The 22,922-nt window shown below is 27.0% G+C and carries 26 protein-coding genes; 6 read left to right on the top strand and 20 right to left on the bottom strand.

Annotated elements, in window-relative coordinates; all coding sequences use genetic code 11:
• Nucleotides 1-35: 35 nt before the first annotated feature.
• From TVTCOM_RS19430 to TVTCOM_RS19445, 4 genes are all read right to left on the bottom strand, one after another.
• Nucleotides 36-311, bottom strand: a complete 276-nt coding sequence (locus TVTCOM_RS19430) for a PTS sugar transporter subunit IIB (protein ID WP_434797847.1) — start codon at nt 309-311, stop codon at nt 36-38.
• Between the two features lies 1 nt (nt 312).
• Nucleotides 313-714, bottom strand: a complete 402-nt coding sequence (locus tag TVTCOM_RS19435; protein WP_434797848.1) for a PTS sugar transporter subunit IIA — start codon at nt 712-714, stop codon at nt 313-315.
• Nucleotides 715-731: 17 nt separating this feature from the next.
• Nucleotides 732-2,645, bottom strand: coding sequence for a BglG family transcription antiterminator (locus TVTCOM_RS19440; RefSeq protein WP_434797849.1), 1,914 nt, complete (start codon nt 2,643-2,645; stop codon nt 732-734).
• Nucleotides 2,646-2,865: 220 nt separating this feature from the next.
• Entirely contained in the window at nt 2,866-3,567 is a 702-nt protein-coding gene (locus TVTCOM_RS19445) for a cyclic nucleotide-binding domain-containing protein (protein ID WP_434797850.1), read from the bottom strand.
• A 118-nt stretch (nt 3,568-3,685) separates the two neighbouring features.
• On the opposite strand from TVTCOM_RS19445, the gene TVTCOM_RS19450 reads away from it, so the two are divergent.
• Nucleotides 3,686-4,108 (top strand): DMT family transporter, encoded by a 423-nt coding sequence (locus tag TVTCOM_RS19450; protein WP_434797851.1) that lies wholly within the window; start codon nt 3,686-3,688, stop codon nt 4,106-4,108.
• An 11-nt stretch (nt 4,109-4,119) separates the two neighbouring features.
• Nucleotides 4,120-4,572: a DMT family transporter gene (locus TVTCOM_RS19455; protein ID WP_434797852.1), complete on the top strand. Its 453-nt coding sequence runs from the start codon at nt 4,120-4,122 to the stop codon at nt 4,570-4,572.
• Here the strand turns inward: TVTCOM_RS19455 and TVTCOM_RS19460 are convergent.
• The 4 genes from TVTCOM_RS19460 to TVTCOM_RS19475 form a co-directional block, all read right to left on the bottom strand.
• Nucleotides 4,569-5,312 (bottom strand): hypothetical protein, encoded by a 744-nt coding sequence (locus tag TVTCOM_RS19460; protein ID WP_434797853.1) that lies wholly within the window; start codon nt 5,310-5,312, stop codon nt 4,569-4,571. The two genes, TVTCOM_RS19455 and TVTCOM_RS19460, sit on opposite strands and share 4 nt — an antisense overlap.
• Nucleotides 5,313-5,387: 75 nt before the next feature.
• Nucleotides 5,388-6,143 (bottom strand): ABC transporter permease, encoded by a 756-nt coding sequence (locus TVTCOM_RS19465; protein ID WP_434797854.1) that lies wholly within the window; start codon nt 6,141-6,143, stop codon nt 5,388-5,390.
• The gene (locus tag TVTCOM_RS19470) at nt 6,143-6,799 is read right to left on the bottom strand and encodes an ABC transporter ATP-binding protein (protein WP_434797855.1); all 657 of its coding nucleotides are present in this window, start codon (nt 6,797-6,799) and stop codon (nt 6,143-6,145) included. Before TVTCOM_RS19470 ends, TVTCOM_RS19465 begins: the two co-directional genes overlap by 1 nt.
• 115 nt (nt 6,800-6,914) lie before the next feature.
• Complete coding sequence (locus TVTCOM_RS19475; RefSeq protein ID WP_434797856.1) at nt 6,915-7,220, bottom strand: PadR family transcriptional regulator; 306 nt, start codon at nt 7,218-7,220, stop codon at nt 6,915-6,917.
• A 226-nt stretch (nt 7,221-7,446) separates the two neighbouring features.
• Between TVTCOM_RS19475 and TVTCOM_RS19480 the strand changes: the two genes are divergently transcribed.
• Together TVTCOM_RS19480 and TVTCOM_RS19485 are read left to right on the top strand one after the other, a co-directional pair.
• Nucleotides 7,447-8,166 (top strand): tRNA 2-thiocytidine biosynthesis TtcA family protein, encoded by a 720-nt coding sequence (locus TVTCOM_RS19480; RefSeq protein WP_434797857.1) that lies wholly within the window; start codon nt 7,447-7,449, stop codon nt 8,164-8,166.
• A 569-nt stretch (nt 8,167-8,735) separates the two neighbouring features.
• On the top strand, nt 8,736-9,347 hold the full coding sequence (locus tag TVTCOM_RS19485; RefSeq protein WP_434797858.1) for an acetate uptake transporter: 612 nt from the start codon (nt 8,736-8,738) through the stop codon (nt 9,345-9,347).
• A 75-nt stretch (nt 9,348-9,422) separates the two neighbouring features.
• Here TVTCOM_RS19485 and TVTCOM_RS19490 read toward each other — a convergent pair whose 3' ends face one another.
• The 7 genes from TVTCOM_RS19490 to TVTCOM_RS19520 all read right to left on the bottom strand — a co-directional run bounded on the left by TVTCOM_RS19490 (nt 9,423) and on the right by TVTCOM_RS19520 (nt 14,934).
• Complete coding sequence (locus TVTCOM_RS19490; RefSeq protein WP_434797859.1) at nt 9,423-9,644, bottom strand: hypothetical protein; 222 nt, start codon at nt 9,642-9,644, stop codon at nt 9,423-9,425.
• A 191-nt stretch (nt 9,645-9,835) separates the two neighbouring features.
• Nucleotides 9,836-10,057 carry a (2Fe-2S)-binding protein gene (locus tag TVTCOM_RS19495; RefSeq protein WP_434797860.1) on the bottom strand — a complete coding sequence of 74 codons (222 nt, stop codon included), beginning with the start codon at nt 10,055-10,057 and terminating at the stop codon, nt 9,836-9,838.
• 156 nt (nt 10,058-10,213) lie between these two features.
• A complete protein-coding gene (locus TVTCOM_RS19500) occupies nt 10,214-10,915 on the bottom strand; it encodes a pirin family protein (RefSeq protein WP_434797861.1) in 702 nt (233 codons plus the stop codon).
• 245 nt (nt 10,916-11,160) lie between these two features.
• On the bottom strand, nt 11,161-11,469 hold the full coding sequence (locus TVTCOM_RS19505) for a winged helix-turn-helix transcriptional regulator (protein WP_434797862.1): 309 nt from the start codon (nt 11,467-11,469) through the stop codon (nt 11,161-11,163).
• Nucleotides 11,470-12,036: 567 nt separating this feature from the next.
• Nucleotides 12,037-12,516, bottom strand: a complete 480-nt coding sequence (rlmH, locus tag TVTCOM_RS19510; RefSeq protein ID WP_434797863.1) for a 23S rRNA (pseudouridine(1915)-N(3))-methyltransferase RlmH — start codon at nt 12,514-12,516, stop codon at nt 12,037-12,039.
• 68 nt (nt 12,517-12,584) lie between these two features.
• Entirely contained in the window at nt 12,585-13,376 is a 792-nt protein-coding gene (locus tag TVTCOM_RS19515; RefSeq protein WP_434797864.1) for an MBL fold metallo-hydrolase, read from the bottom strand.
• An 88-nt stretch (nt 13,377-13,464) separates the two neighbouring features.
• Nucleotides 13,465-14,934 carry a M1 family metallopeptidase gene (locus TVTCOM_RS19520; RefSeq protein WP_434797865.1) on the bottom strand — a complete coding sequence of 490 codons (1,470 nt, stop codon included), beginning with the start codon at nt 14,932-14,934 and terminating at the stop codon, nt 13,465-13,467.
• Nucleotides 14,935-15,027: 93 nt separating this feature from the next.
• Between TVTCOM_RS19520 and TVTCOM_RS19525 the strand changes: the two genes are divergently transcribed.
• Both TVTCOM_RS19525 and TVTCOM_RS19530 read left to right on the top strand, forming a co-directional pair.
• Nucleotides 15,028-16,086 carry a DnaD domain protein gene (locus tag TVTCOM_RS19525; protein WP_434797866.1) on the top strand — a complete coding sequence of 353 codons (1,059 nt, stop codon included), beginning with the start codon at nt 15,028-15,030 and terminating at the stop codon, nt 16,084-16,086.
• A 15-nt stretch (nt 16,087-16,101) separates the two neighbouring features.
• A complete protein-coding gene (locus tag TVTCOM_RS19530) occupies nt 16,102-17,106 on the top strand; it encodes an ATP-binding protein (RefSeq protein ID WP_434797867.1) in 1,005 nt (334 codons plus the stop codon).
• A 48-nt stretch (nt 17,107-17,154) separates the two neighbouring features.
• Here TVTCOM_RS19530 and TVTCOM_RS19535 read toward each other — a convergent pair whose 3' ends face one another.
• The 5 genes from TVTCOM_RS19535 to TVTCOM_RS19555 all read right to left on the bottom strand — a co-directional run bounded on the left by TVTCOM_RS19535 (nt 17,155) and on the right by TVTCOM_RS19555 (nt 22,913).
• Nucleotides 17,155-18,444, bottom strand: a complete 1,290-nt coding sequence (locus TVTCOM_RS19535) for an adenylosuccinate synthase (RefSeq protein WP_434797868.1) — start codon at nt 18,442-18,444, stop codon at nt 17,155-17,157.
• Between the two features lie 123 nt (nt 18,445-18,567).
• Nucleotides 18,568-18,873, bottom strand: a complete 306-nt coding sequence (locus tag TVTCOM_RS19540; protein WP_434797869.1) for a hypothetical protein — start codon at nt 18,871-18,873, stop codon at nt 18,568-18,570.
• Nucleotides 18,874-19,117: 244 nt separating this feature from the next.
• Nucleotides 19,118-20,446 carry a replicative DNA helicase gene (dnaB, locus tag TVTCOM_RS19545; protein WP_434797870.1) on the bottom strand — a complete coding sequence of 443 codons (1,329 nt, stop codon included), beginning with the start codon at nt 20,444-20,446 and terminating at the stop codon, nt 19,118-19,120.
• A gap of 22 nt (nt 20,447-20,468) precedes the next feature.
• Nucleotides 20,469-20,918, bottom strand: coding sequence for a 50S ribosomal protein L9 (gene rplI / locus TVTCOM_RS19550; protein WP_434797871.1), 450 nt, complete (start codon nt 20,916-20,918; stop codon nt 20,469-20,471).
• Complete coding sequence (locus TVTCOM_RS19555) at nt 20,919-22,913, bottom strand: DHH family phosphoesterase (protein WP_434797872.1); 1,995 nt, start codon at nt 22,911-22,913, stop codon at nt 20,919-20,921.
• Between the last annotated feature and the right edge of the window lie 9 nt (nt 22,914-22,922).

Below are 22,922 nucleotides of genomic sequence, written 5' to 3' on the forward strand. Positions count from 1 at the left end.
TTTCACCCTTTTATTTATAAAAAAGGGTATATCAATTAAACTCCTATTTTATCTTGTATTTTAGCTTTTAATTCATCTTTATCTAATAAAGAATCTAACACTATTAATTCTGGTAAGTGACTAGCACTATCTGCTAAATCTGCACCAGTTACGAATATATCTGCATCTCCTGCTGTTACATCTGCTAATGAAGTATGGCTAGCTTCATATTGATCAGCTACACCTAATTCATTTAATACATCTGTTATATTCATTTCTACCATAAAACTTGATCCTAATCCTGATCCACAAACTGCCATTATTTTTTTCATATTAAAATACCTCCATTAATTGTTCTTCTGTTTCTACCTTTAGTAAATTGTTAAATTTATCTTTATTCATACATACATCTGCAATTTTTCTCATAAGCCCTAAATGTGACTTATTATCTTTTGCTGATAATGTAAAGAATACTCTAACTGTTTTTCCCATAAAATCTACTGGTTCATTTAATTTTATAATACATAGTCCTTCCTCAATAGCTCCATCCTCTGGTCTAGCATGAGGCATACATATATCTTCTGCTATGCAAAAATATGGCCCAAACTCTTCTATTTTATTTACTATTGCATCGTAATATCTACTTTCAACTACTCCCTCTGCTTCTAACATATCACATGATATTTTTATAGCATCCATGTAGTTATCTACTTTGTCTAATATTTTTACTAACATTTTTGTTTCTCCCTTAGCTAAACTATTGATTTTAAATCTTCATAGGATTTAGCATTTTTAAATTTCTTTATATTATCATCCTTAATTAATATATTAGTTAAATTAATCAAGTTCTTATTTTCTTCTTTATTTGCAAGGACAACTATGGTCTTTACTGTTGATTTGTTTTTGCTTCCAAAATCTATCGAACTTTTTAAATTCAATATACTAACAGCATTTTCTATTACATTTTCTGGAGTAGCATGTACAAATGCTATCTCTGGTATAAACATCATATAATTTCCTAAAGTTTCTATAACTCTTATGGAATCATTTACATAAGCCTTTTTTATCTTTTGATCATTTATTAAAGGCTTTGCTGCTATTTCTATTGCTTCTCTCCAGTCTTCTATAGATTGTTCAAACTGTGCATATTTTTCTAATATTATCTTAGTTAAATCACTTTCATTTTCATTTTTAACTTTGTCTGCTAAGTATTTACAGTTTTTTTCATACCATATACTATAAATTTCAGATTTTATTTTTTGTAAATCTCCTGATTCTAGTAGAGGATTTACTTGTATAACTTTATAGTCTTCCATTTGTAAAGGGACAGTTGAAACTATAAAGTCAATTTCTTTATTTAAGTAATCATCCACATCTTTCAATCTACAAATTGATTGTATTTTTATTTCAGGAATGATTAAATTCATTCTTGATTTTAACAAACTTGATGTTGCTAAACCTCCGTTACAAACGACTAATACATTCGCACTAAAGTTTCCTTTTGCGTACTTCTCAAAAATTGTTCCGAAGTACATGGCCATATAAGCTATTTCTGCCTCTGGAAACTCTACTCCTATAATATCTTTCTTTTTACTTAGTATTTCTTCAGTAATTCCATATATAAAGGACATTTTGTACTTAATTTCTTCTAAGAGAGGATTATTAATTATTAAATTGTTCTCCACCCTGTAAATAGCAATTTCCAAATGAAGTTGCATCTGTCTAATAAATTCAGCATCTGAATCTACTTCAATGTTTAACATTGTGCACAATTCGGTTAAAACCTCTGATGTTATTTTATTTATTTTTTCTTCTTTCTTTAAATTAAAATCTTTTGCTATTTTTGCACCTTTAAATATTTTTAGTAAATAATCTATCTTGTCATTATGTATCTTTTTATCAATTACTTTTTCTATAATATTTTTTAATGTTTTAAATTCACTATTTTCATCATCAGTATTTACATTTAGTTCAACTTCTTGATTATTTAATACTCTTGATAAAGTAAATAATAATATTATTTCTAATTCTTCTAATGATTCTTCAGTGTATTGAATGTTTTTTTCTTCTTCTACAGTTTCTATAATTGTTTTAATATATTCTTCATTCATATTACTGTATTTATATAGCCATTTATAAATTTCTTTATCCTGTCCTTCAGATAAAATACTATATAATTTTAAGAAGGCATCTCCTAACTTTTCATCATTATTTTCTTCTATAAAAGTTCCATGATAAGATTTTTTTGAAATACTAATATCAAATTCTTTTAATTTTACTTCCGCTAATTTTAAATCATTAACTAAAGTGTTTTTGCTTACTTCTATATACTCTGATAATTCTTCTATGGTAGCATTTCCTTTTATCATTAAGATTAACGCTATCATTAAGGCTCTATCTTCTGGTGAATATAATTTATTTTTATATCCCTTAAGAATATGATCTATACTTTTTCCTTTTTTGATAATTAACTTAACTCCAACCTTTGGTTTTCTTTCAAGCTTTGCATCACAATCTTTTAATAATATTTTTATACAATCTAAATCATTTCTAATAGTTCTTACACTAACGTCAAAAACCTTAGCTATATTTTCAATTGTTGTCCATTCTGAACTATTTTGTAAAAAATCAATTATATTAATTTGTCTTTTATTAAGTACTATCAATTTGTCCCCTCCTGAATTACCTTACAACTATATTCTATAAATTTTTATATTTTTTAACTATACCAATTCATTTCATTTATTGTGGCAATTTTTATAATTTACTATCTTATATTAACAAAAAAAGAAGACATTTATATATATCCTCTTTTTTTACATAAAAATATTTAATATTTTTAATTACATTTCTATATTTACTATTATCTAGGTTGTCTATATATGTTTATAAAAACTTAGCATCTTGATATAAGTCTCCAGCTAAGTCTTTTAGCAAAGCTTTATTGATTATCTTGTATTTTCCATCTTCTCTTTTTAATACACCTTTCTTACATAATGTATTAAATGTTCTAAGTAAGTGCCTATAACTACTTCCCAAAAGTTCAGCTATATTATTTAAATTTTCATCAAAATCAATATATAAATTATCTCCACAAACTAATGATTCATTAATATAACTAGCCAATCTATTTTCTAATGGATAAAGTAAATTAATAGAACTATTCATACTAACAGCAGCTAATTTTTCAGCTAAACTTTCGCAAGTAAATTTTAAAAACTTACTATCTGTAATTAATTTTAATCTTGCTTTTTCCATTGGTATTGCCAAACAATAACAAGTACTTAAAGCTTGAATTGTACCTGTTGCACTTTGATTTTTTACAATTTCTATATCTCCTATTACTCTGAAAGGCTTATAAAAAGCAAGAAGCAAACTCCTACCATTAGGTAATGTTTTAAACACCTTTGCTTTACCTTGTATAAAAAACAACACATACTCTAAGTCTTCATCTTCTCTTATTAAATACTCATGTTTATCAAATTTTAATAATCTCATATCACTTTTCATGTCATCTATGAAAATATTTTTCATATTTAACTCATTATAGTAATTTTCTATTATTAATGAATCTTCTATTTTTTTCACTTAAACTCCACCTTTATTTTTTACTTAATTAAAATTCTACATTTACAGGTGACATATGTCATTATTTTTATTATCTTTTTATGTTATTTTATATATTATCCAAAAGGAGGGATTTATAATGAATTATTTTATTTCAATTATTACGGGAATTATACTTTCCATAATGATTTCTTTAAATGGTCAAGTAGGCAATATTGCAGGAAATTATGCTTCTAGCATTATCATTCATTTTGTGGGATTAATCGGAATTATACTTGTTCTTATTTTTACAAAATCAAAAATAGGTAATCTTAAAGGTATACCTTTTTATATGTTTACAGGCGGTCTTATAGGTATTTTAACAGTTTTATTTACTAATGCTAGTTTTGTGGGTCTTGGTGTTTCATTAACTGTTTCTCTTTCTTTATTAGGTCAATTAGTAACGTCTCTTGTTATTGATCATTTTGGCTATTTTAATATGCCTATAGTTGAATTTGATAAAAAGAAAATTTTAGGATTAGTCATCATTGTTGCTGGTATTTACGTGATGACTTTATCATAGGGAGGTAAGTTATGATATATATATTATTTGCAATTTTATGTGGGGTTTCAAATGTATTATCTAGATCTGTAAACTTTGTTTTATCAGAAAAAATAGGAATGTATCAAAGTACATTATTTAACTATATATTTGGCCTTTCTGGCTCTTTTTTACTACTATTAATTAGTGGTGAGACTTTTAAATTACTTACAGCTTCATCTTATAATGCTCCATGGTTTGTTTATGCTGGCGGACTTTTAGGCGTTGTTGTAGTTACAATGCTATCTTTTTTATCTTCAAAGGTTTCATCTTTTTACTTAACTTTATTATTATTTGTTGGTCAGATTTTCACAGGAATAATTATAGATGCTTTATCTACAGGTGAAATTTCTTTTTACCAAGTAATTGGTGGTGCTTTAGTAGTATTAGGTTTAACTTATAATTTATATATCGATAAAATAAATAGCAAAACCGTATCAGCTTAAGATACGGTTTTTTTTATGAAATCTATCATACTATCTTTATTTTCTTTCAATTGAACTAATCTATTGACATTGGCTCCTGATGGATGAGGAAATCCCATAAGAATTTGATTTTCTTTAATAAACTTTTCATCTTTTAGTTTGCATAATACCTCTTCAACAGCTTTTCCTAAGGGTATTAATAATATTTTTTCAAAATCATCTAACTCACGTATTTCATTTATAAAATTCTCATAGACATATTTCATTAAAAAATCACTTTTCAATAACTTTGGTGTGTGTCCTGTATAATTTTGTTTTTTCACAAAAACAGGATAAGGTATTAATGACACGGTATGCATTAAATAATCTTTTCTATCAAATAGTTCACTACAGCTTTCTAAGTTTAGTACTTCATTTAATTTTACTTGATCTAGCATTGATATAATGTTTTTTCTTAAACTTCCACTAAATCTACCTGCTACTTTGCATTTATATTGTATATCTTTTATATCACTGTTGTTTTCTAGTTCTTTTCTTGCAGCAGCTATGGCCGTATTCATTTGTATAAATCCTGGTGTTATACCTATTATTAGTATTTTTGCTTTAGGATTTATATACTCATTATGTGGAGCATAATATATTTCTATATTATTTTCTTTATCTATTAGAAAATTTTCTGTTAATAATTCTTCTTTTGTATATTTATCCCTAATAGGAAGTTTCTCTATTTCCGTTTTATAATCATATAGTGTTTTTTTCATCTTATCTCCTAAATATATAATTAAGTTTAATTGCTTCTACTTATTAAATATTATATCAATTATTTTCTAATCTATTTAGGTTACTATTGACTTTAACTGCTTTCTTTTATTGAATAATTTTTTATAACTTAAGTATGTTGCTATAATGGTAGATATTGATGACGATGATAAAATCATAAATGTAACCATAATTTGAAACTTAACTGCAACTAATGGAGATGCCCCTGCTAATATTAATCCTGTCATCATTCCTGGTAACGATACTATGCCTAAAGTTTTAGCTGAATCAATTGTAGGCATTATTGAAATTTTAATACTCTCTCTGATTATCTCATTAGATGCTTCCTTTATGCTTGCCCCTAAAGATAACTTAACTTCAACTGCTATTGAATTATTTTTGAAATTATTGATCAAATTTCTATAGCTTAATCCTATTGCAACCATAGAATTACTGATTATCATTCCAGCTACTGGTATTACTTCATTTGGCGTATAACCTATAGCTTTTGAACTAATTAAAATACCTAAAGTTATAATTGTTCCCACACTAATAGATACAAATGATATGAAAACTTGACTTTCTATAGTAAATCCTTTTTTCTTTGTATTAATTGATGCATTAATAATCATTACTAAAACTAATATAACTGTATAAATTAATTTATCTAGTCCAAATATAACGTCTAATACATATCCAACAGCTAATAATTGAACTACTGCTCTTAACATACTGACTATAATATCTCTATTTAATTCTAACTTTTCTTTATATGAAATTATAATAGGAACCATTATTAATACTGACGACAAAATTAACGCTTCTGTTTTCATTAATTAAATTCCTCCACTTTTTCAATTTTACCCTTTGATATTGTGACTCTTTTATTAAATATAGTTTCACTTTGTTTCTTGCTATGAGTAACCCATAGTATAGTTACTCCTTGCTTATTTAATTCTTCTACATAACCTTGTATAAGATTTGTATTATCAGAATCTAAGGCAGATGTTATTTCATCTAACAATAATACTTCTGGAGTGAAAATTATATTTCTTATAAAAGATATTCTTTGCTTCTCTCCTCCTGATAATAAGTTTATATTTTTATTTAATATATCGTCTTCCAAATTAAATCTATTTAACAAATTTATAATTTTTTCATAATCTACTTCTTTATTTCTTATTTTAAAAGGAAACTCTAAATTATCATAAACTGTATTACCAAATAAATATGGTATTTGGATAGAATAACTAATTTTTTTCCTTAAATCAGTTGCTTCATAAAAAGAATAATTTTTTCCTTTAAACTTAATATTTCCTTCTTTTATTTCTATTAAGTCTGCACATATTTTTAGTAATGTACTTTTTCCACTTCCTGATTCGCCTACAACAGATATGCAATCACCTTTGTTTATATCTATTGTAACTCCGTCCAAAATAATATTTTCTTTGTCTTTATAATATAAATTTTTCAATTCTATTATTTTCAAGGTCTCATTCTCCTTCTTTATCATATATCGATATCGTATTTCGATATTAACATATTTAATTTAATTTTTCAAGGAGAAAAACTAAGATATTGTATTACCAACACCTTAGTTCTTCTTATAAAACTTCATCTACTAATTCTTTTAAATTATGTTTCAATTCTTTTAATAAATCTCTACCTTTATCAGTACTTCTATAGTATTTTCTTATTTTACCATTAACATTTTTTTCTTCCTTAATTAAATAATCCTCATCTACCATAGATTTTAATATTGGATACAAGGTTCCTGGACTTACATTGTATCCGTGTTCTTTTAATTCTTCAATCATCCAACTTCCATAAAACCAGTCTTTTTGGCCATGATGCAGTATATGAATATATATAAACCCATTGAAAATTTTTCTTATTATTTGATCCTTCAAAATCTCAACTCCTTATTTTCACTTAAATACATAACTCTATTTTAATCTATATATCATATCTATCCTAGACATTTTACCTATATATTATAATAGTTTATAGTTTTTATATAAATATATCCAATTTATTATAATTGTTACAGCTTTTCATATTTGTTATAATATTTAGGTTGCTTTAATAAAAATTAAAAATTTTTTTATTTTATATATAGTTAGGAGGAATAGATGCATGCAAAAATTACTTAGCAAAACTCGCCAAGCAATTAAGGATTTTAACATGATAGAAGAAAATGATAAGATAGCAGTTGGTTTATCTGGAGGAAAAGATAGTCTAGCACTACTTCATATATTAAAAAGTTATCAAAGATTTTCACCTGAAAAGTTTGAGTTAATAGCCATAACATTAAATCCAGGAGGGGTAGATAATTCTCCTTTGTACAAATTATGCAAAGATTTATCAATACCTTATCATGAAGTTCAAACAGATATAAAAGAAATTGTGTTTGATATTAGAAAAGAGAAAAATCCTTGCTCATTATGTGCAAACTTAAGACGTGGTGCCCTTAATGATACTGCAAAAAAATTAGGTTGCAACAAAGTTGCATTAGGTCATCACCGAGATGATGCTATAGAGACTTTCTTAATGTCTATTCTTTACGAAGGTAGAGTAAGTTGTTTCTCTCCTAAAACACATATGGATAGACAAGATTTAACTATAATCAGACCTATGATTTATGTTGAAGAATATATGACTAAAAAAGTAGCTAAGGATTATAATTATCCAATTATAGAAAATCCTTGTCCAGCTGATGGAAAGACTAATAGACAAAATATAAAAGAGCTTGTGTCTAAGTTAAATGACCATATGACTGGCTCTAAAAAAAATATTTTTGGAGCTCTAAATAATGCAGATAACTTCTTTATTTGGGATAAAGAAAAAATTAAATAGTTGTAAATAAAAAAGGCTATATCACTTTTGATATAGCCTTTTTAAGGGTTTTGAGTATATATAAAAACGCTTTAAAATGTCTATTACCTAATTATCTATAACTTAGCTTCTAACCCTTGAGATATTGCTAAATTATAGATATGAGCATTAATTACTTCCACTATTAATTTTTCTTTACTCGGAGGATAATTTCATGTCATTTATTTTTTACGCATAATTCATAACATAATATCCTATATTTTTTATTCCATCGCAATTATAATAATTTAACCCTTCTGATGGAACTTTATAATTACACCTAATAAAGATATAAATGTTCTTCAACCAAATAAATCTACTACAAATCTATTATATGCATAAGATACTATTAATTCAGAGGTTGCATTACCTATTTAATATTTTTATCATTTCCATACTGTGAATACGATATCCTAAGCATTGATATATCTAAGTTACACTAATTATTAACTTTTTTAATTTTTTTATATACCTTACGCAAAATTTTTGGTATTATAGATTAGTGTGTATACAAAATACATTGATACGAATTTTTATTAGGAGGTTTCACAATGACAAACGAAACAAAAGTTAAAGTTGTAACTGCTGACCCTTCAGCATTAGGACTTTTTGGATTAGCAATAATAACATTAGTAGCTTCATCTCAAAAATTAGGATTAACTTCAGGAGTATCTTTAGTTTTACCATGGGCTATATTCTTAGGAGCTACAGCTCAATTATTTGCATGCATAAATGACTTCAAACATAACAATACATTCGGTGCTACTGCATTCGGTGCTTATGCAATGTTTTGGTATGCAGTTGGATTTACTTGGTTAATACAAAACGGAGTATTTGGTTCTGAATTAGCAGCTGCTTGTGATACAAAACAATTAGGATTTGCTTACTTAGGATATTTAATATTCACATTATTTATGACTATAGGTGCTATGGAAACTCACAAAGTATTATTTACTATATTTATTCTTATAGATTTCTTATTCCTAGGGTTATCTTTAAGCTCATTCGGGATAATGGAACATACTACTCATATGTTAGCTGCTTATTCTGAATTATTAATAGCAATAGTATCATTCTATGGTTCTGGTGCAGCTGTTTTAAATACTCACTTTGGAAGAACTTTCTTACCAGTTGGTAAACCATTTGGTATATTCAAAAAATAATAACTTATATATATATAGCATTAACCATTTTTACGGTTAATGCTATTTTTTCTTACGTAGAATTTACGTTTTAAGTTAATTATAATTATCTAAAAAAATCTGAATTTGAGAACTATAAGTCTTAGTATCCAAAATATCATTAAATAAACCAAACCCTATAATTCTATTAACTGAGTCTTGATCAATATATTTTGAAATAAAAATACCCATTTTATGATAATATCTTAATGCTTTTATTGCAATTCCTTTTATTTTGCAAACCTCTACTACTAGAAAATAATCTTGAAATTTTACCACTACCCTTTATTTTTTAATTTTTATTGACTCTACTCTTTTGTGATTTTATTAAAGATAAGACTGATTATATAAATATAATTATCGATATTAATACAAAAACCGTATCACTTATTTATGATACGGTTCTCCATTATACCTTTAAAGAAAGTCTTTTATGAAACAATTTAGGCTTCTTGATATCAATAATTTATCTATTTCTTAAATAAAGATTTTATTTTATCTAAAAAATTTTTATCTTGTGGCTTGTTACTATCTAATATTTGTTGTAATCCACCCTTACAGTTTCCACACCCTGTTCCTGCTTTTGTAACTTTTCCTATTTTTTCTACTGTATCTGCTCCATTTTTTATTGCTTTTATTACTTCTTCCTCTGTTACTTTATAACATCCGCATACTATTTTTCCTTGTGCCATTTTATATACCTCTCTTCTATTTTTTATTTTGTATATTGCAATTTATTTTTATTAGAATAGTTTTCACCTTTATATAACTAATTAGTGATATTCATATAAAAAAATTTATAATTACTTAAACTTCCTTAATTTACTCTTAATATAATTTAAATACCATTAATCTTGATTATTCATTTCTAAAATTAAAATATGAGAAGTTTTTTTTGCCTTAATTAAAATATCTTCTTCAACTATTTCCATTCCATCTCTTTCATTTAATTCAATTTTATTAATTAATGAATTACCTTCTATTTGAACTAGGTAAGCTTGTCTCCCTTTATTAACTCTAAAATCAATATCTTTTCCTTCTTCAAGCTCTAAAGAATAAATATTTATATCCTGATTTATTTTTATTGGTGTACTTCCATCTTTGCCTGAAACAATATGAAGCCATTTATTTTGTCTATCATTCCAATTAAACTTATAATCTCCATAGTTAGGTTTATAATCTTGTTTATCAGGTAAAATCCATATTTGTAGAAATCTTAATGGATCTTTTCCAAGGTTATGTTCACTATGATAAACTCCTGTTCCTGCACTCATGTATTGAACATGGCCACGACTAATAGTATTTTTGTTACCCATACTATCTCCATGAGTTAATTCACCATTAACAACATATGATATTATTTCCATATTTTTATGAGGATGAATTTCAAATCCAGTATTAGGTTTAACTAAGTCATCATTTATAACTCTTAAAACTCCAAAATTCATATTATTTGGGTTATAATATTCTGCAAATGAAAAATGAAACTTACTTCTTAACCAACCAAGATAACTACTTCCCATATTTTTACTATCTATTTTTCTTAACATTTTATAACAATCCTTTTTAATATAGTTTGTACTCTTAATTTAAACTATTCATATATGCTTCACTAAAAATAATTCATTGACTTACATATTTTTATTAAATTTAAATTGTTTAGTTAGTTATTAAAAGTAACTAACTTTAAAATCATTATTACATATTAAATACAATTAGTCAATATTTTTTAAAAATAAATAAAAAAAATCTCCTAAAATCAATAGGAGATCCTTTTTATTTATTTTTAATTTATTTAAGTCCATCTTTCCGCCCACTTTTGAATTTCATCCATAACAATTTTAAGTTCTTGTCCTTTTTCTGTAAGTTCATATTCTATACGTACAGGTATTTCTGGATAAACTTTTCTAACAACAATTCCTTCACTTTCTAATTCTTTAAATCTTTCTGTTAGCATACGAGCACTCATATTTGGAATTGCATCTGATATATCAGAAAATCGCTTTCGTCCGCTCAGTAATGTTCTTATAATTAGGCCAGTCCATCTCTTCCCTAATAATTCAAAAGCATTTTCAAACTTTGGACACATATGATATTTTTCCATATCCAATCACCACCTTCATACATTCTAGCATACTTACTAAAAAAAAGTTAAGTTACTAAAATATTAAATTTAAAACATACAATACTTTAACCTAGAACATTTGTTATTTGTCATATATACATTACATCAAACTCATATTCATCAAATAGTAACTTAGATGCACTTATTTTTATAAAATCAATTCCTACAGAGATGTTTTTCACAATTATTTTGCTATTTTAGTTATAAGTAAAGCACTATCATCACCTATATCTATTATTTTACCATTTCTTTTATAATCAATCTTATCTATTATTAAATTATGTATTTTAGATTGAAAATTTCCTCCAAAATCTGAAAAAATGAAATATATATAAAATTATTAAATCCTAAATGAATAATGCTTTATTATATCACAAGATAAATTTTACTCTTAATTTATTCTGATTATAAAACTTGTTTTCAAGATTATAATAATCGCAAAATAGCCTTAGCCATTTAAATTGATATATTAAGATTATTTTTATTATTTATTTAATATACAAATCCCATCTATTAATGTTGGTATTTTTTCTAAAACCGTATCATTTACTTGTGATACGGTTCACTATTATTTATTCTATAAGCTCTATAAATTTGTTCCAATAATATTAGTCTCATAAGTTGATGAGGGAAGGTCATCTTAGAGAAAGACAACTTATAATTAGCTCTTATTAAAACCTCATCAGAAAGCCCTAAAGATCCACCTATAACAAATACTATATGACTAGTTCCTCTAACACCTAAATTATCAATTGTATTTGCCAATTCCTCAGATGATAAGTTTTTTCCATCTATAGCAAGTGCTATAACATGAGCGTTATCCTTGATTTTACTTAGTATCTTCTTTCCTTCTTTATCCTTAATCATAAGCATTTCTTTATCGCTTAAATTTTCAGGAGCTTTTTCATCATCTAATTCTATTACTTCTAGCTTGCAATATTTAGATAATCTTTTTGAAAATTCATCTATTCCTAATTTTAAATACTTTTCTTTTATTTTTCCTACACAAACTATACTGATACGCATATTTTTCTCCTCTTATTAACTTTATCTTCAGTTATATGAAGTGATGTTCCAACACAGTGGCTCAAGATTTACAGTTCAAAAACCTTTGAAACTTTATCTCTTGATAAAACTTCTAAGTTTAAATCTTGTCCTATTATCATGTCATTATTAGCTAGCACATTCTTAGATGTAGCAAAGGCCAAGTCCGGAAAATTATTTTCCTTGCTTAAATGAGCTAATAATATAGATTGAGCATTATTATTAATTAAATCTACACAGAACTTAGCTGCTTCTTCGTTTGATAGATGTCCACAGTCAGACATTACCCTTCTTTTTAAACTATAAGTATAGCTTCCCATCATTAACATATTTGGATCATAATTAGACTCTAATACTACAAGTTTTGAGTCATATAGATTTTGTCTAATGTTATCTGTTACACATCCTATATCCGTAGCAATTGACATTTTTTCTTGTTCTGAAAATAAATTATATCCTACAGCATCACTTGAATCGTGTGGTATAGAAAAGGGCTTAATTCCTAAATCTCCTATACTGTATGTTTTATCATTTTCAAATACTTTCATATTGTCTTCTTTTATATTTCCTAATTTATCTTTCATGGCACACCATGTTTTTACATTTGCAAAAATAGGTATGTCCAATTTTCTAGATAATATTCCTGCACCTTTTATATGGTCAGAATGCTCATGTGTTATAAATATGCCCTTTATTTTTTCTATATCAGCATCTATCTCATTTAAACCTGTCATTATTCTTTTACCACTAAGGCCTGCATCTATTAATATATTAGTATCCTTGTAACTAACAAAGTGACAATTTCCACTACTTCCACTTCCTATAGAACAATACTTAAACATGGTGCACCTCTTTTCTCTTTTTCTCATAAATTATATTATACCAAAAAAACAGAGCATTAAATTATTTTTCAATGCTCTGGCAAAAATTTTATTTACATTCCTTTATAATTTTTTCAATATCCACACCTTTACTCTTCCAAAGATCAACAAATTGAGGTCCATTTACATTTTTAAATTTATATGTACTATAGTATTCTTTTAAAGTATTAAAAAATACTTCATCTCCAACTTCTTTCCTTATTTCATTGAAAACTACTGCTCCTTTTGTATAAACACTTAAACTATATTCTGATGAATCTTTATACTCGGTTGTAGCCTTGAATATATCAGTTGTTTTATAGTTTCTTGTTTGGACTTCCATAGTTTTTATTAATTTATCTCCTGTTTCTTTTCCATATTTTTGTTCAAAATAAAGTATCGTTGAATATTCCGTCAATGCTTCATCTAACCAAGGTTCATTAATTTCATCATTTCCGATAACGCTATACCACCATTGATGGGCAGTTTCATGAGCTATTACATATTCCAGTAGAAATTTATTTTCATTATTATACAGACTTTCATCTATCATAGATAACATAGGATATTCCATTCCTCCAATAAAGAAGTCACTGGCTACCACTGAATATGTATCATATGGATAGTCACCAAATAAATTGCTAAAAATCTCTATGGATGACTTAGATATATCTAAAGCCTCTTTACTCATATCCTCATTTAAATTATATGTATTTATTACAATATCCTTATAATTAACCTTATTTACTATAAATTTATCACTTAAAATAAAAGCAAAATCTCTAACCATCTTACCATCTATGGTGTATAGTATTTTCTCATTATCTGTTTTCTTTTCTGTTACCTTGCCTGTAGTTGCTAACTTATATTTCGATGGGGCTAATATTTTCACTTTAAAGTTACTAGTGTCGCTATAAAATGGATCTCCTACAGTTTCATAGCTTTTTAGATTCCATCCTTTATCATCATAAACACATGCTATAGGAAACCAATTTGTTACATTTACTGTATTGTCACCATAACCAAATCTTCCAAGACAGTTAGGTAATTTTACATTATATTTTAAATCTACTTTTACTGCTTCACCAGTTTTTAATAATTTATCCAATTTAATTTCTAGAATATCATTTTTATCTCCTGTTACTTCATGCTTTAATCTTTCCTTATTACTTAATACATTTTTAAGATCTATATATCCTTCATTAAATCCATTTGGATAAGCTCTGCTCATTTCTGAGTCTTCAAAAGGAACTGATTTTTCTTGGCAAAAAGCATTTGGATAAATATGTAGGTAAATTTTATCTAATGTAGTTTTCGTATTATTTATATAAACTAAACTTTCGTTGCATAAAATACGATTAGTTTCATCATCATATATTACATCTATGGTATATTCGTTTTTATTTTTTTCATCTTTAAGTGTAAAAGTTTCTCTTTGATTAGTAAGTATAAATGTACGTATACTTCCCCCTATAATGATTAGAAGAGCTAAGATTATAACAAATAATCTCCTTCTCTTTTTATCGAATTTAATAACCAATTTATACCTCCTTTTTAGTGAATATTTTTTTTTAAAACTTCCAATATAAATTTGTAATAGCTTTTATGTTATAATTGAAGCTGAGGTGATTATATGTTTTTTTATAAAGAAGAAAATGATATAGATTTTGGTGAGACAACCATTCCAAATATCTTCATAGATATATATATGCCTATGGGCGATGGATTATACACAAAGGTATATCTTTTGGCGTATAGACAAGTGTGTTCTTCAATTCCAGATCCTAAATTTGATAACAGCTCTATTGCTAGAATTTTAGAAGTTCCGTTATCAGATGTTATTAATGCATGGAAATTCTGGGAAAAGCAAAACATAGTGAAAATGCATAAAAACGATAGCCCAGATGCTTTTGATTATTCAATTGAATTTTTAGATTTAAAAAGACTCTATGTTGAAAATCTCCAAACTAATACACCTTCTATTAAATCTAATAGTGATAGAATAGTTTCTGCTGGACAAAATCCAAGCATAACTAAAATGTTTAATAGTATAAACCGTATAATAGGGAGATTTCTTGATCCTTCAGAAAAATTAAGAATACTAGACATTAGAGAAAAATTTAATGTTAATCCTGATGTTATTGTTTATGCTTATGAAACTTCAAAGCAAAATAATAATGGTACTCCTAAAAATCTTAATTATATTGAAGGTATACTTAGAAACTGGTACGACTTAGGTCTTTATACTATTGAAGATATTGAAAATAATGTAATCGAAGATAAGAAGCGTTATGATATTCATAAACTTATTTTTAAGTCTCTTGGGTTTAATAGAAATCCTGGATCAGAGGAAAAAAGAATCATGGATACATGGATTGATAAGTACAATATGGATATAGAAGTTATATTAGAAGCTTGTAGCAAGTCCAAAAATACATCTAATCCTTCTATATCTTATATAAATGGTATAATTGAAAGATATAAAAAGAATAATGTTAAAACTTTAGGTGATATAGAAAAATTAGAAGAAGAATTTAATCAAAAAAAACAACATCGAAAAAATACACCTTCAAGTAATAACTCTATTCCTAAAGTTAAAACACGATTCCATAATATCAATGAAACATTTAGAAACTACAGCCCTGAGGAATTAGAGAAACTTCTAAAAGAAAGCCAAAAGGGTAAATTTTAGTAGGTAGGTGGTTAAATGCAGGAATCAAAATTAAGAGATATTCTTACTAGTTACGAAAGAAAAAGAGATAAAGCAGATAGGCTACTAGAACAAAGAAAAAATGATGTTTACAAACAAATTCCTAAGGTAAAAGAAATAGAAGGTGAAATTAGTAAAGTTGGATTAGAAATGATGAAACTTGTTCTTAAAAATCCATCAAATAAGGAAGCTCTTACATTAGAGGCCAAGGAAAAAATCCAAGCTTTAACTAGTGAAAAACAAGCTTTATTAGATAGTTGGAATGTTCCTAATGGCTATCTTGATATTCAATATGAATGTAATATGTGTAAAGATAGAGGATTTCTTACAAACGGTAAAAAATGCAATTGTTTAAAGCAAGCAATCATTAATGAATCTTATAAAATGTCCAATTTATCTAGAATGTTAGATAAACAAAATCAGTGTACATATGACGACAGTATTTTTTCAGAAGAAATTGATTCAAGCACTGGTGTTTCTCCTAGACAAAACATGCAACTAATTTTATCTGATTGTGATGAGTTTATTTATGATTTTGACAGAGATAACGATAAAAACTTATTGTTTTATGGAGATACAGGACTTGGCAAAACATTTATGTCTAGCTATATTGCCAAGGAACTTCTTGATAAAGGATATTTAGTAATATATCAGACTGCCTTTAAAATGTTTGAAATCATAGAAGAATATAAGTTTAGAAATTCTGATCATCATTTATCAAGAGATGATTACGAAAATTTATTTGAGTGTGATCTTCTAATAATAGACGATCTGGGTACAGAGCTTACTAATTCATTTACTATTAGTGAGTTATTTATAATTCTAAATACTCGTTTATTAAATGGTAAAAAAACTATTATTTCTACTAATCTTAATCCTGCTCAACTTGGTGAACTTTATTCTCAAAGAATTTTTTCACGTATTTTTGATAAATTCAAAATGATTAAATTTGTTGGTGATGATTTAAGATGGCAAAATAAAATATCTAATTTAAATAAATAAAAGGAGAAAACTTTTGATAGTTTTCTCCTTTTTGTTTCATGTGAAACTCTATGCAAATATATTTTTTCTTATTATTGTTTGAGTTCTGTTTGGCCCAACAGATACTAAATCTATATTAACATTTATTAATTCTTCTATTCTAGCTACATACTTCTTAGCATTCTCTGGAAGGTCATCGAAGTTTTCAACCTTTGTTATATCTTCATGCCATCCATCTAATTCTTCGTATACTGGCTCACATTTTGCTAAGTCTTCTAATGAAGCTGGGAAATTATTTATTATTTCATCTCCCATTTTGTAAGCAGTACATATTTTAATTTTATCAAATCCTGTTAATACGTCTAATAACATGAATGATATACTAGTTAATCCGTTTACTCTAGCTGCATATTTTACTATAACAGCATCGAACCAACCACATCTTCTAGCTCTTCCTGTAACTGTTCCAAATTCATGCCCTTGAGTTCTTATTCTATCACCAGTTTCATCATGTAATTCAGTTACAAAAGGACCTTCTCCAACTCTTGTTGTATAAGCTTTTACTATACCAACAACGTCCTTTATCATGTTTGGACCTACACCAGCACCTACTGCAAATCCTCCTGATATAGGATGTGAAGATGTGACAAATGGGTATGTTCCAAGATCTAAATCAAGTAATGTACCTTGAGCACCTTCAAATAATACTTTTTTATTAGCTTTTATTGCATCATAAACTATTACAGTTGTATCATCCACAAATGGTCTCATTTTTTCTGCATATACCATAAATTCATTATATACTTCATCAAAATCAAACATAGCTTCTTTTTCATATACACCTGTAACTATCTTGTTCTTTGCTTCTATTTGAAGTTTTAATTTTTTAGCAAAAACTTCTTTATTCATTAAGTCGCAAACCCTTATTCCAGATCTTTCTGTTTTATCCATATAACAAGGACCGATACCTTTTTTAGTTGTTCCTATTTTGTTATCTCCTCTTGCTTCTTCTGCTAATCCATCTAATTCCTTATGATAAGGAAATACTATGTGAGCTCTATCACTTATTTTAATATTTTTAGTATTTATTCCATTACTTTCAAGCATTTCTATTTCTTCAAAAAAACCTTTTGGATCGAATACTATACCATTTCCTATTACGTTAATAGTGTTTGGGTTTAATATTCCTGATGGTATTAATCTTAATGCAAATTTCTTTCCATCTACTACTAATGTATGACCTGCATTGTTTCCACCTTGTCCTCTTATTACTACATCAGCTTGAGTAGCAAGAAAATCAATAACTTTTCCTTTTCCCTCATCGCCCCATTGAGAACCAACAACTGCTACTGTTTTCATTTATTTCACCTCTATTATCTATATACTAAATTTCATAATATTTAATATATAATTTATTTTCAACTTATTATCGAACACTTACGTTATATATTTTAACAAATATTCGTCTTAGTTTCAACTTTTTTAATTTTTAATTACTTTTAATATGTATCTTTCTATTTCTTCTAAGCTTTTTCCGTTAATAATATTATCCCTTTTTTTAATAAATATATCATTAAATTTCTCAGCTTCATCTAAATCCTTACCCGTAAAGATTTTTTCTATAGATCCTGTCATTGTATTTATCATATATATATTATATTGATTTTTTTCTTTCATTAAATAAATTACTAAGGTTTCTTTTAAATTAAAATCCACAATCCTGAACAAATTACTTTCTTTATTAACAATTCCCATATGTGGATATACAAAAAACATTTCAATTTTCATTTTATTATTCTCCATATTGACTTATTTTTTGACATAAATATGAGTTGTTTAAAAGATATTCCTATCTTGTAAACAACTCTTTCATTAAATTTTACACATATTTATTTAGTTATACACATTTATCCACATACTATTTGTGGATATTGTGTATAACATTTTATTGTATAGCCTTTATTTAATACTATTTTTTCATAATTATCCACATTTTTCTCAAATATAGAAAGATTGTTCTGTGGATATATGTTTATATTTCTCTAACTTTGTCAGCAAATTTTTGTACTTGGCCAAACCATACTAATTCTACATTACCTGTTTCACCATGTCTATTTTTTGCGATTATAACTTCACCTATATTTTTCTTTTCAGAATCGTCATGATAATATTCATCTCTGTATAAGAACATAACTATATCTGCATCCTGCTCTATAGACCCAGACTCTCTTAAATCTGATAATATAGGTCTATGGTCTTTTCTAAGTTCTGGAGAACGAGATAGCTGCGAAAGAGCAACTACAGGACAATCTAATTCTTTAGCTAGTATTTTTAAAGATCTAGAAATCTTAGCTATTTCTTGCTGCCTGTTTTCATTTTTACCCTCTCCCTCCATTAATTGAAGGTAGTCTATTAAAATTAAATCTAATCCCTTTTCTATTTTTAATCTTCTGCATTTTGATCTTATTTCTGATATTTTTATACCAGGAGTATCATCTATGAAAATATTAGCTTCTGATAATACTGCCATGCCATCTATTATTCTTGGCCAATCTGATTCTCCAAGAGAACCTGTTTTTATTTTACTTAACTCCACATTAGATTGTGCAGATAACATACGTTGAACAAGCTGTTCCTTAGACATTTCTAAACTAAATACTGCTACAGATGCATCACCTTTTAATGCAGCATTTTGAACAAGGTTCAATGAAAATGCTGTTTTTCCCATGGCAGGTCTTGCCGCTAGTAGAATTAAGTCAGTCCTTTGCAGTCCATTTATTTTTTTATTTAAGTCTGTAAATCCAGTAGTTATTCCTGTAACATCACTTTTATCTGTACACAACCTTTCAATCATATCAAAGGTATCTTGTAGTACTAAATTTATTGGTTGGATGTCATCACTGTTTTTTTCTTGAGATATATTAAATATATTTTTTTCTGCCTTATCTAATATTTCCTGAACATCTGTAGAAGCATCATATCCTAAGTTTATAATCTCATTAGACGCTTTTATAAGCTGTCTCATGACAGATTTTTCTTTCACTATGTTGGCGTAATACTTTACATTTGATGTCGTTGGAACTATTGTTGAAAGACTTGTTAGATAACTAATACCTCCTACGTTATCTAGATGACCTTCTTTTCTTAATTCCTCTATTAATGTTATCAAATCTATTGGTTCATTATTACTATTTAACTTTAACATAGACTCATATATTATCTTGTGAGCTTCTTTATAAAAATCACCAGGATTTATGGTTTCTGCCACAGTTATAATTGCGTCTTTATCAAGGATAATAGAACCTAATATTGATTGTTCTGATTCCACACTATGTGGAGGAATTCTACTTATATCCTCCATTATTATCACCTCAACCTAGTGCTTATTGTTTTTCTTTAACGTCTACTCTTATCTTCGTAGTAACTTTTTGATGTATTTTTATTTCAACAAATCTTGAACCTAACACTCTAATTGGCTCATCAAGTGAAATCTTTCTCTTATCCACTTCTATATTATGTTGTTTCTTTAATTGTTCTGCTACATCTTTAGAAGTTATTGATCCAAATAATCTTCCACCATCTCCAGCTTTAGAATATATAGTTACAGCCATGTCTTCCATTTTCTTTCCTAATTCAAGCGCATCTTCATATTCCTTTTGAGCTTTTAATTCTTTTGATTTATTTTTTTCATTTAACTCTTTTACATTTGTATTGTCAGCAACTACTGCCATTTTTTTAGGCAATAAAAAGTTTTTTGCATATCCATCACTTACTTCTTTAACTTCTCCCTTTTTTCCTGTTCCTTTAACATCTTTTAATAATATTACTTTCATTTAGTCTTCCTCCCTTAAGTATTGTTCAATTATTTCATGTACTTTCATATGGGCTTCTGTAATAGATACTCCTTCTAGTTGAGCACCAGCTATATCTATATGTCCACCTCCGCCTAGCTTTTCCATTAAAACATGTACATTTATTTTTCCTAATGACCTTGCACTTATGAATACAGTTCCATCCTTTTCACCAAGTACAAATGATGCCTCTATTTTTTTTACTGTCAATAATTCATCTGCCGCCTGAGCAATAACCACATTAATATTTTCAGACTGTATTTTTGAATAAGATATACATATTCTATTATTAATAATACGAGTATTACTTATAATTTCTGCCTTTGTTTTAAAATCTTCCACATTTGATCTAAATAGTTTCTTAACTTCTGTAGTATCTGCTCCTGCCTTCTTTAAATAAGAAGCTGCCTCAAAAGTTCTTACTCCTGTTTTAAATGCAAAGAATTTTGTATCTAAACTTATTCCTGCAAGAAGTCCTTCTGCTGTAAGTTTATTTATTTTAACATCATCCTCTAAATATTGAACAACTTCTGTTACCATTTCGCAAGTAGATGATACATAGATCTCATGGAATGATAAAACAGTATCTTGAATAGATTCTACACCTTTTCTATGGTGATCTATTACAGCTATTTTTTTACTGATTCCTAGTAATTCTTCACATTCCGTATAACTAGGTCTATGAGTATCAACTACAACTACCAACGTATCTCTAGTGCAATTTTTTATTGCATCTTCTTTACTTATAAATAAATCCTTATAATACTCACATTTGTTCAATCTACTTATAAACTCATCTATAGATTCATTAACCGAGTCCAGTACTATATATGTTTCTTTTTTCAAAGATTTACATATATCATATATACCCACTGCTGCTCCCATAGCATCTAAATCAGGATATTTGTGACCCATTATATATATAGTTTTACTTTGAGATACTATCTCTTTTAATGCATGACCTATTAGCCTAGATTTAACTTTTGTTGTCTTTTCAACGGCTTTAGATTTTCCACCATAAAACTCAAACTTATCTTTTGTTTTTACAATAGCTTGATCTCCACCTCTACCTAAGGCCAAGTCCAAAGCTCCAGTAGCAAGTTTAATATTTTCATAAATGGAGTCTCCATTTCTTCCAACACCTATACTTATGGTTACAGGAAGTGTATTTCCATAATCAATGTCTCTTATTGTATCTAATATGGTAAATTTATTTTCTTGTAGTTTAGATAAACCTTTTTGATTAGTTATCACTATGTATTTATCCTTTGATGTTCTTTTTACTGCTGCTTGTAAAGATGTTTCCAAGCTAGATAGTATTCTCTCTAATTCTACAGAAATTAAAGATCTTTTCTCCTCATTAGCACTCTTCAATACTTCATCGTATCCATCTACCTGAATTAGCATTATGATATTTTTTTCTTCCTCATATTTCTGAGAAAGAGTTAAATATTGTGTTTTATCTATCCAATAAAGCATCATTAAATATTTCACTTGATCATCTTTTTCATTTTTTATAACATTATAAACAACTGTATACTCTCTATCTTTGTAGCTTACCTCAGTATACATCTCTTTATTTTCATTTAATACTTTTCTTAAATTAATATTTTTAACTATATTGTCTATATTTTCGCCAAGCAAATCTGGTGACTGTGTAATGTCATAAAACTTCTTGTTGTACCATGATATATTTCCATCAAATTCGAGAATGCAAAGAGGTATAGGTAGATTCATTATAGCCTTTTTTGTTGTTTCATCTATATCTAAAGACAAATTCTCAATGTATCTATTCCACTCTTTTTTTCTAAAATTAGCAATTCTCCAATTGTGAAATACTATATAAATAAATCCAAAGAAAAACAAACATCCTATATACAAATTATAGAAAAGTAGGATTAAACTTGTTATTCCAATAATTAATATATATATATTTATTTCTGGCATATTTATTTTAAAACTTGGTTTATTCCTCATTCCTATCCT

Source organism: Terrisporobacter vanillatitrophus (genome assembly GCF_051148895.1).
Taxonomy (GTDB): Bacteria; Bacillota; Clostridia; order Peptostreptococcales; family Peptostreptococcaceae; genus Terrisporobacter; species Terrisporobacter vanillatitrophus.

What these genes read in the sequence shown, in the direction of transcription:
- TVTCOM_RS19430 (WP_434797847.1), bottom strand. Translation starts at nt 311, where the DNA reads ATGAAAAAAATAATGGCAGTTTGTGGATCAGGATTAGGATCAAGTTTT.
- TVTCOM_RS19435 (WP_434797848.1), bottom strand. Translation starts at nt 714, where the DNA reads ATGTTAGTAAAAATATTAGACAAAGTAGATAACTACATGGATGCTATA.
- TVTCOM_RS19450 (WP_434797851.1), top strand. Translation starts at nt 3,686, where the DNA reads ATGAATTATTTTATTTCAATTATTACGGGAATTATACTTTCCATAATG.
- TVTCOM_RS19455 (WP_434797852.1), top strand. Translation starts at nt 4,120, where the DNA reads ATGATATATATATTATTTGCAATTTTATGTGGGGTTTCAAATGTATTA.
- TVTCOM_RS19460 (WP_434797853.1), bottom strand. Translation starts at nt 5,312, where the DNA reads ATGAAAAAAACACTATATGATTATAAAACGGAAATAGAGAAACTTCCT.
- TVTCOM_RS19465 (WP_434797854.1), bottom strand. Translation starts at nt 6,143, where the DNA reads ATGAAAACAGAAGCGTTAATTTTGTCGTCAGTATTAATAATGGTTCCT.
- TVTCOM_RS19480 (WP_434797857.1), top strand. Translation starts at nt 7,447, where the DNA reads ATGCAAAAATTACTTAGCAAAACTCGCCAAGCAATTAAGGATTTTAAC.
- TVTCOM_RS19485 (WP_434797858.1), top strand. Translation starts at nt 8,736, where the DNA reads ATGACAAACGAAACAAAAGTTAAAGTTGTAACTGCTGACCCTTCAGCA.
- TVTCOM_RS19495 (WP_434797860.1), bottom strand. Translation starts at nt 10,057, where the DNA reads ATGGCACAAGGAAAAATAGTATGCGGATGTTATAAAGTAACAGAGGAA.
- TVTCOM_RS19500 (WP_434797861.1), bottom strand. Translation starts at nt 10,915, where the DNA reads ATGTTAAGAAAAATAGATAGTAAAAATATGGGAAGTAGTTATCTTGGT.
- TVTCOM_RS19505 (WP_434797862.1), bottom strand. Translation starts at nt 11,469, where the DNA reads ATGGAAAAATATCATATGTGTCCAAAGTTTGAAAATGCTTTTGAATTA.
- rlmH (WP_434797863.1), bottom strand. Translation starts at nt 12,516, where the DNA reads ATGCGTATCAGTATAGTTTGTGTAGGAAAAATAAAAGAAAAGTATTTA.
- TVTCOM_RS19515 (WP_434797864.1), bottom strand. Translation starts at nt 13,376, where the DNA reads ATGTTTAAGTATTGTTCTATAGGAAGTGGAAGTAGTGGAAATTGTCAC.
- TVTCOM_RS19525 (WP_434797866.1), top strand. Translation starts at nt 15,028, where the DNA reads ATGTTTTTTTATAAAGAAGAAAATGATATAGATTTTGGTGAGACAACC.
- TVTCOM_RS19530 (WP_434797867.1), top strand. Translation starts at nt 16,102, where the DNA reads ATGCAGGAATCAAAATTAAGAGATATTCTTACTAGTTACGAAAGAAAA.
- TVTCOM_RS19535 (WP_434797868.1), bottom strand. Translation starts at nt 18,444, where the DNA reads ATGAAAACAGTAGCAGTTGTTGGTTCTCAATGGGGCGATGAGGGAAAA.
- TVTCOM_RS19540 (WP_434797869.1), bottom strand. Translation starts at nt 18,873, where the DNA reads ATGAAAATTGAAATGTTTTTTGTATATCCACATATGGGAATTGTTAAT.
- dnaB (WP_434797870.1), bottom strand. Translation starts at nt 20,446, where the DNA reads ATGGAGGATATAAGTAGAATTCCTCCACATAGTGTGGAATCAGAACAA.
- rplI (WP_434797871.1), bottom strand. Translation starts at nt 20,918, where the DNA reads ATGAAAGTAATATTATTAAAAGATGTTAAAGGAACAGGAAAAAAGGGA.
- TVTCOM_RS19555 (WP_434797872.1), bottom strand. Translation starts at nt 22,913, where the DNA reads ATGAGGAATAAACCAAGTTTTAAAATAAATATGCCAGAAATAAATATA.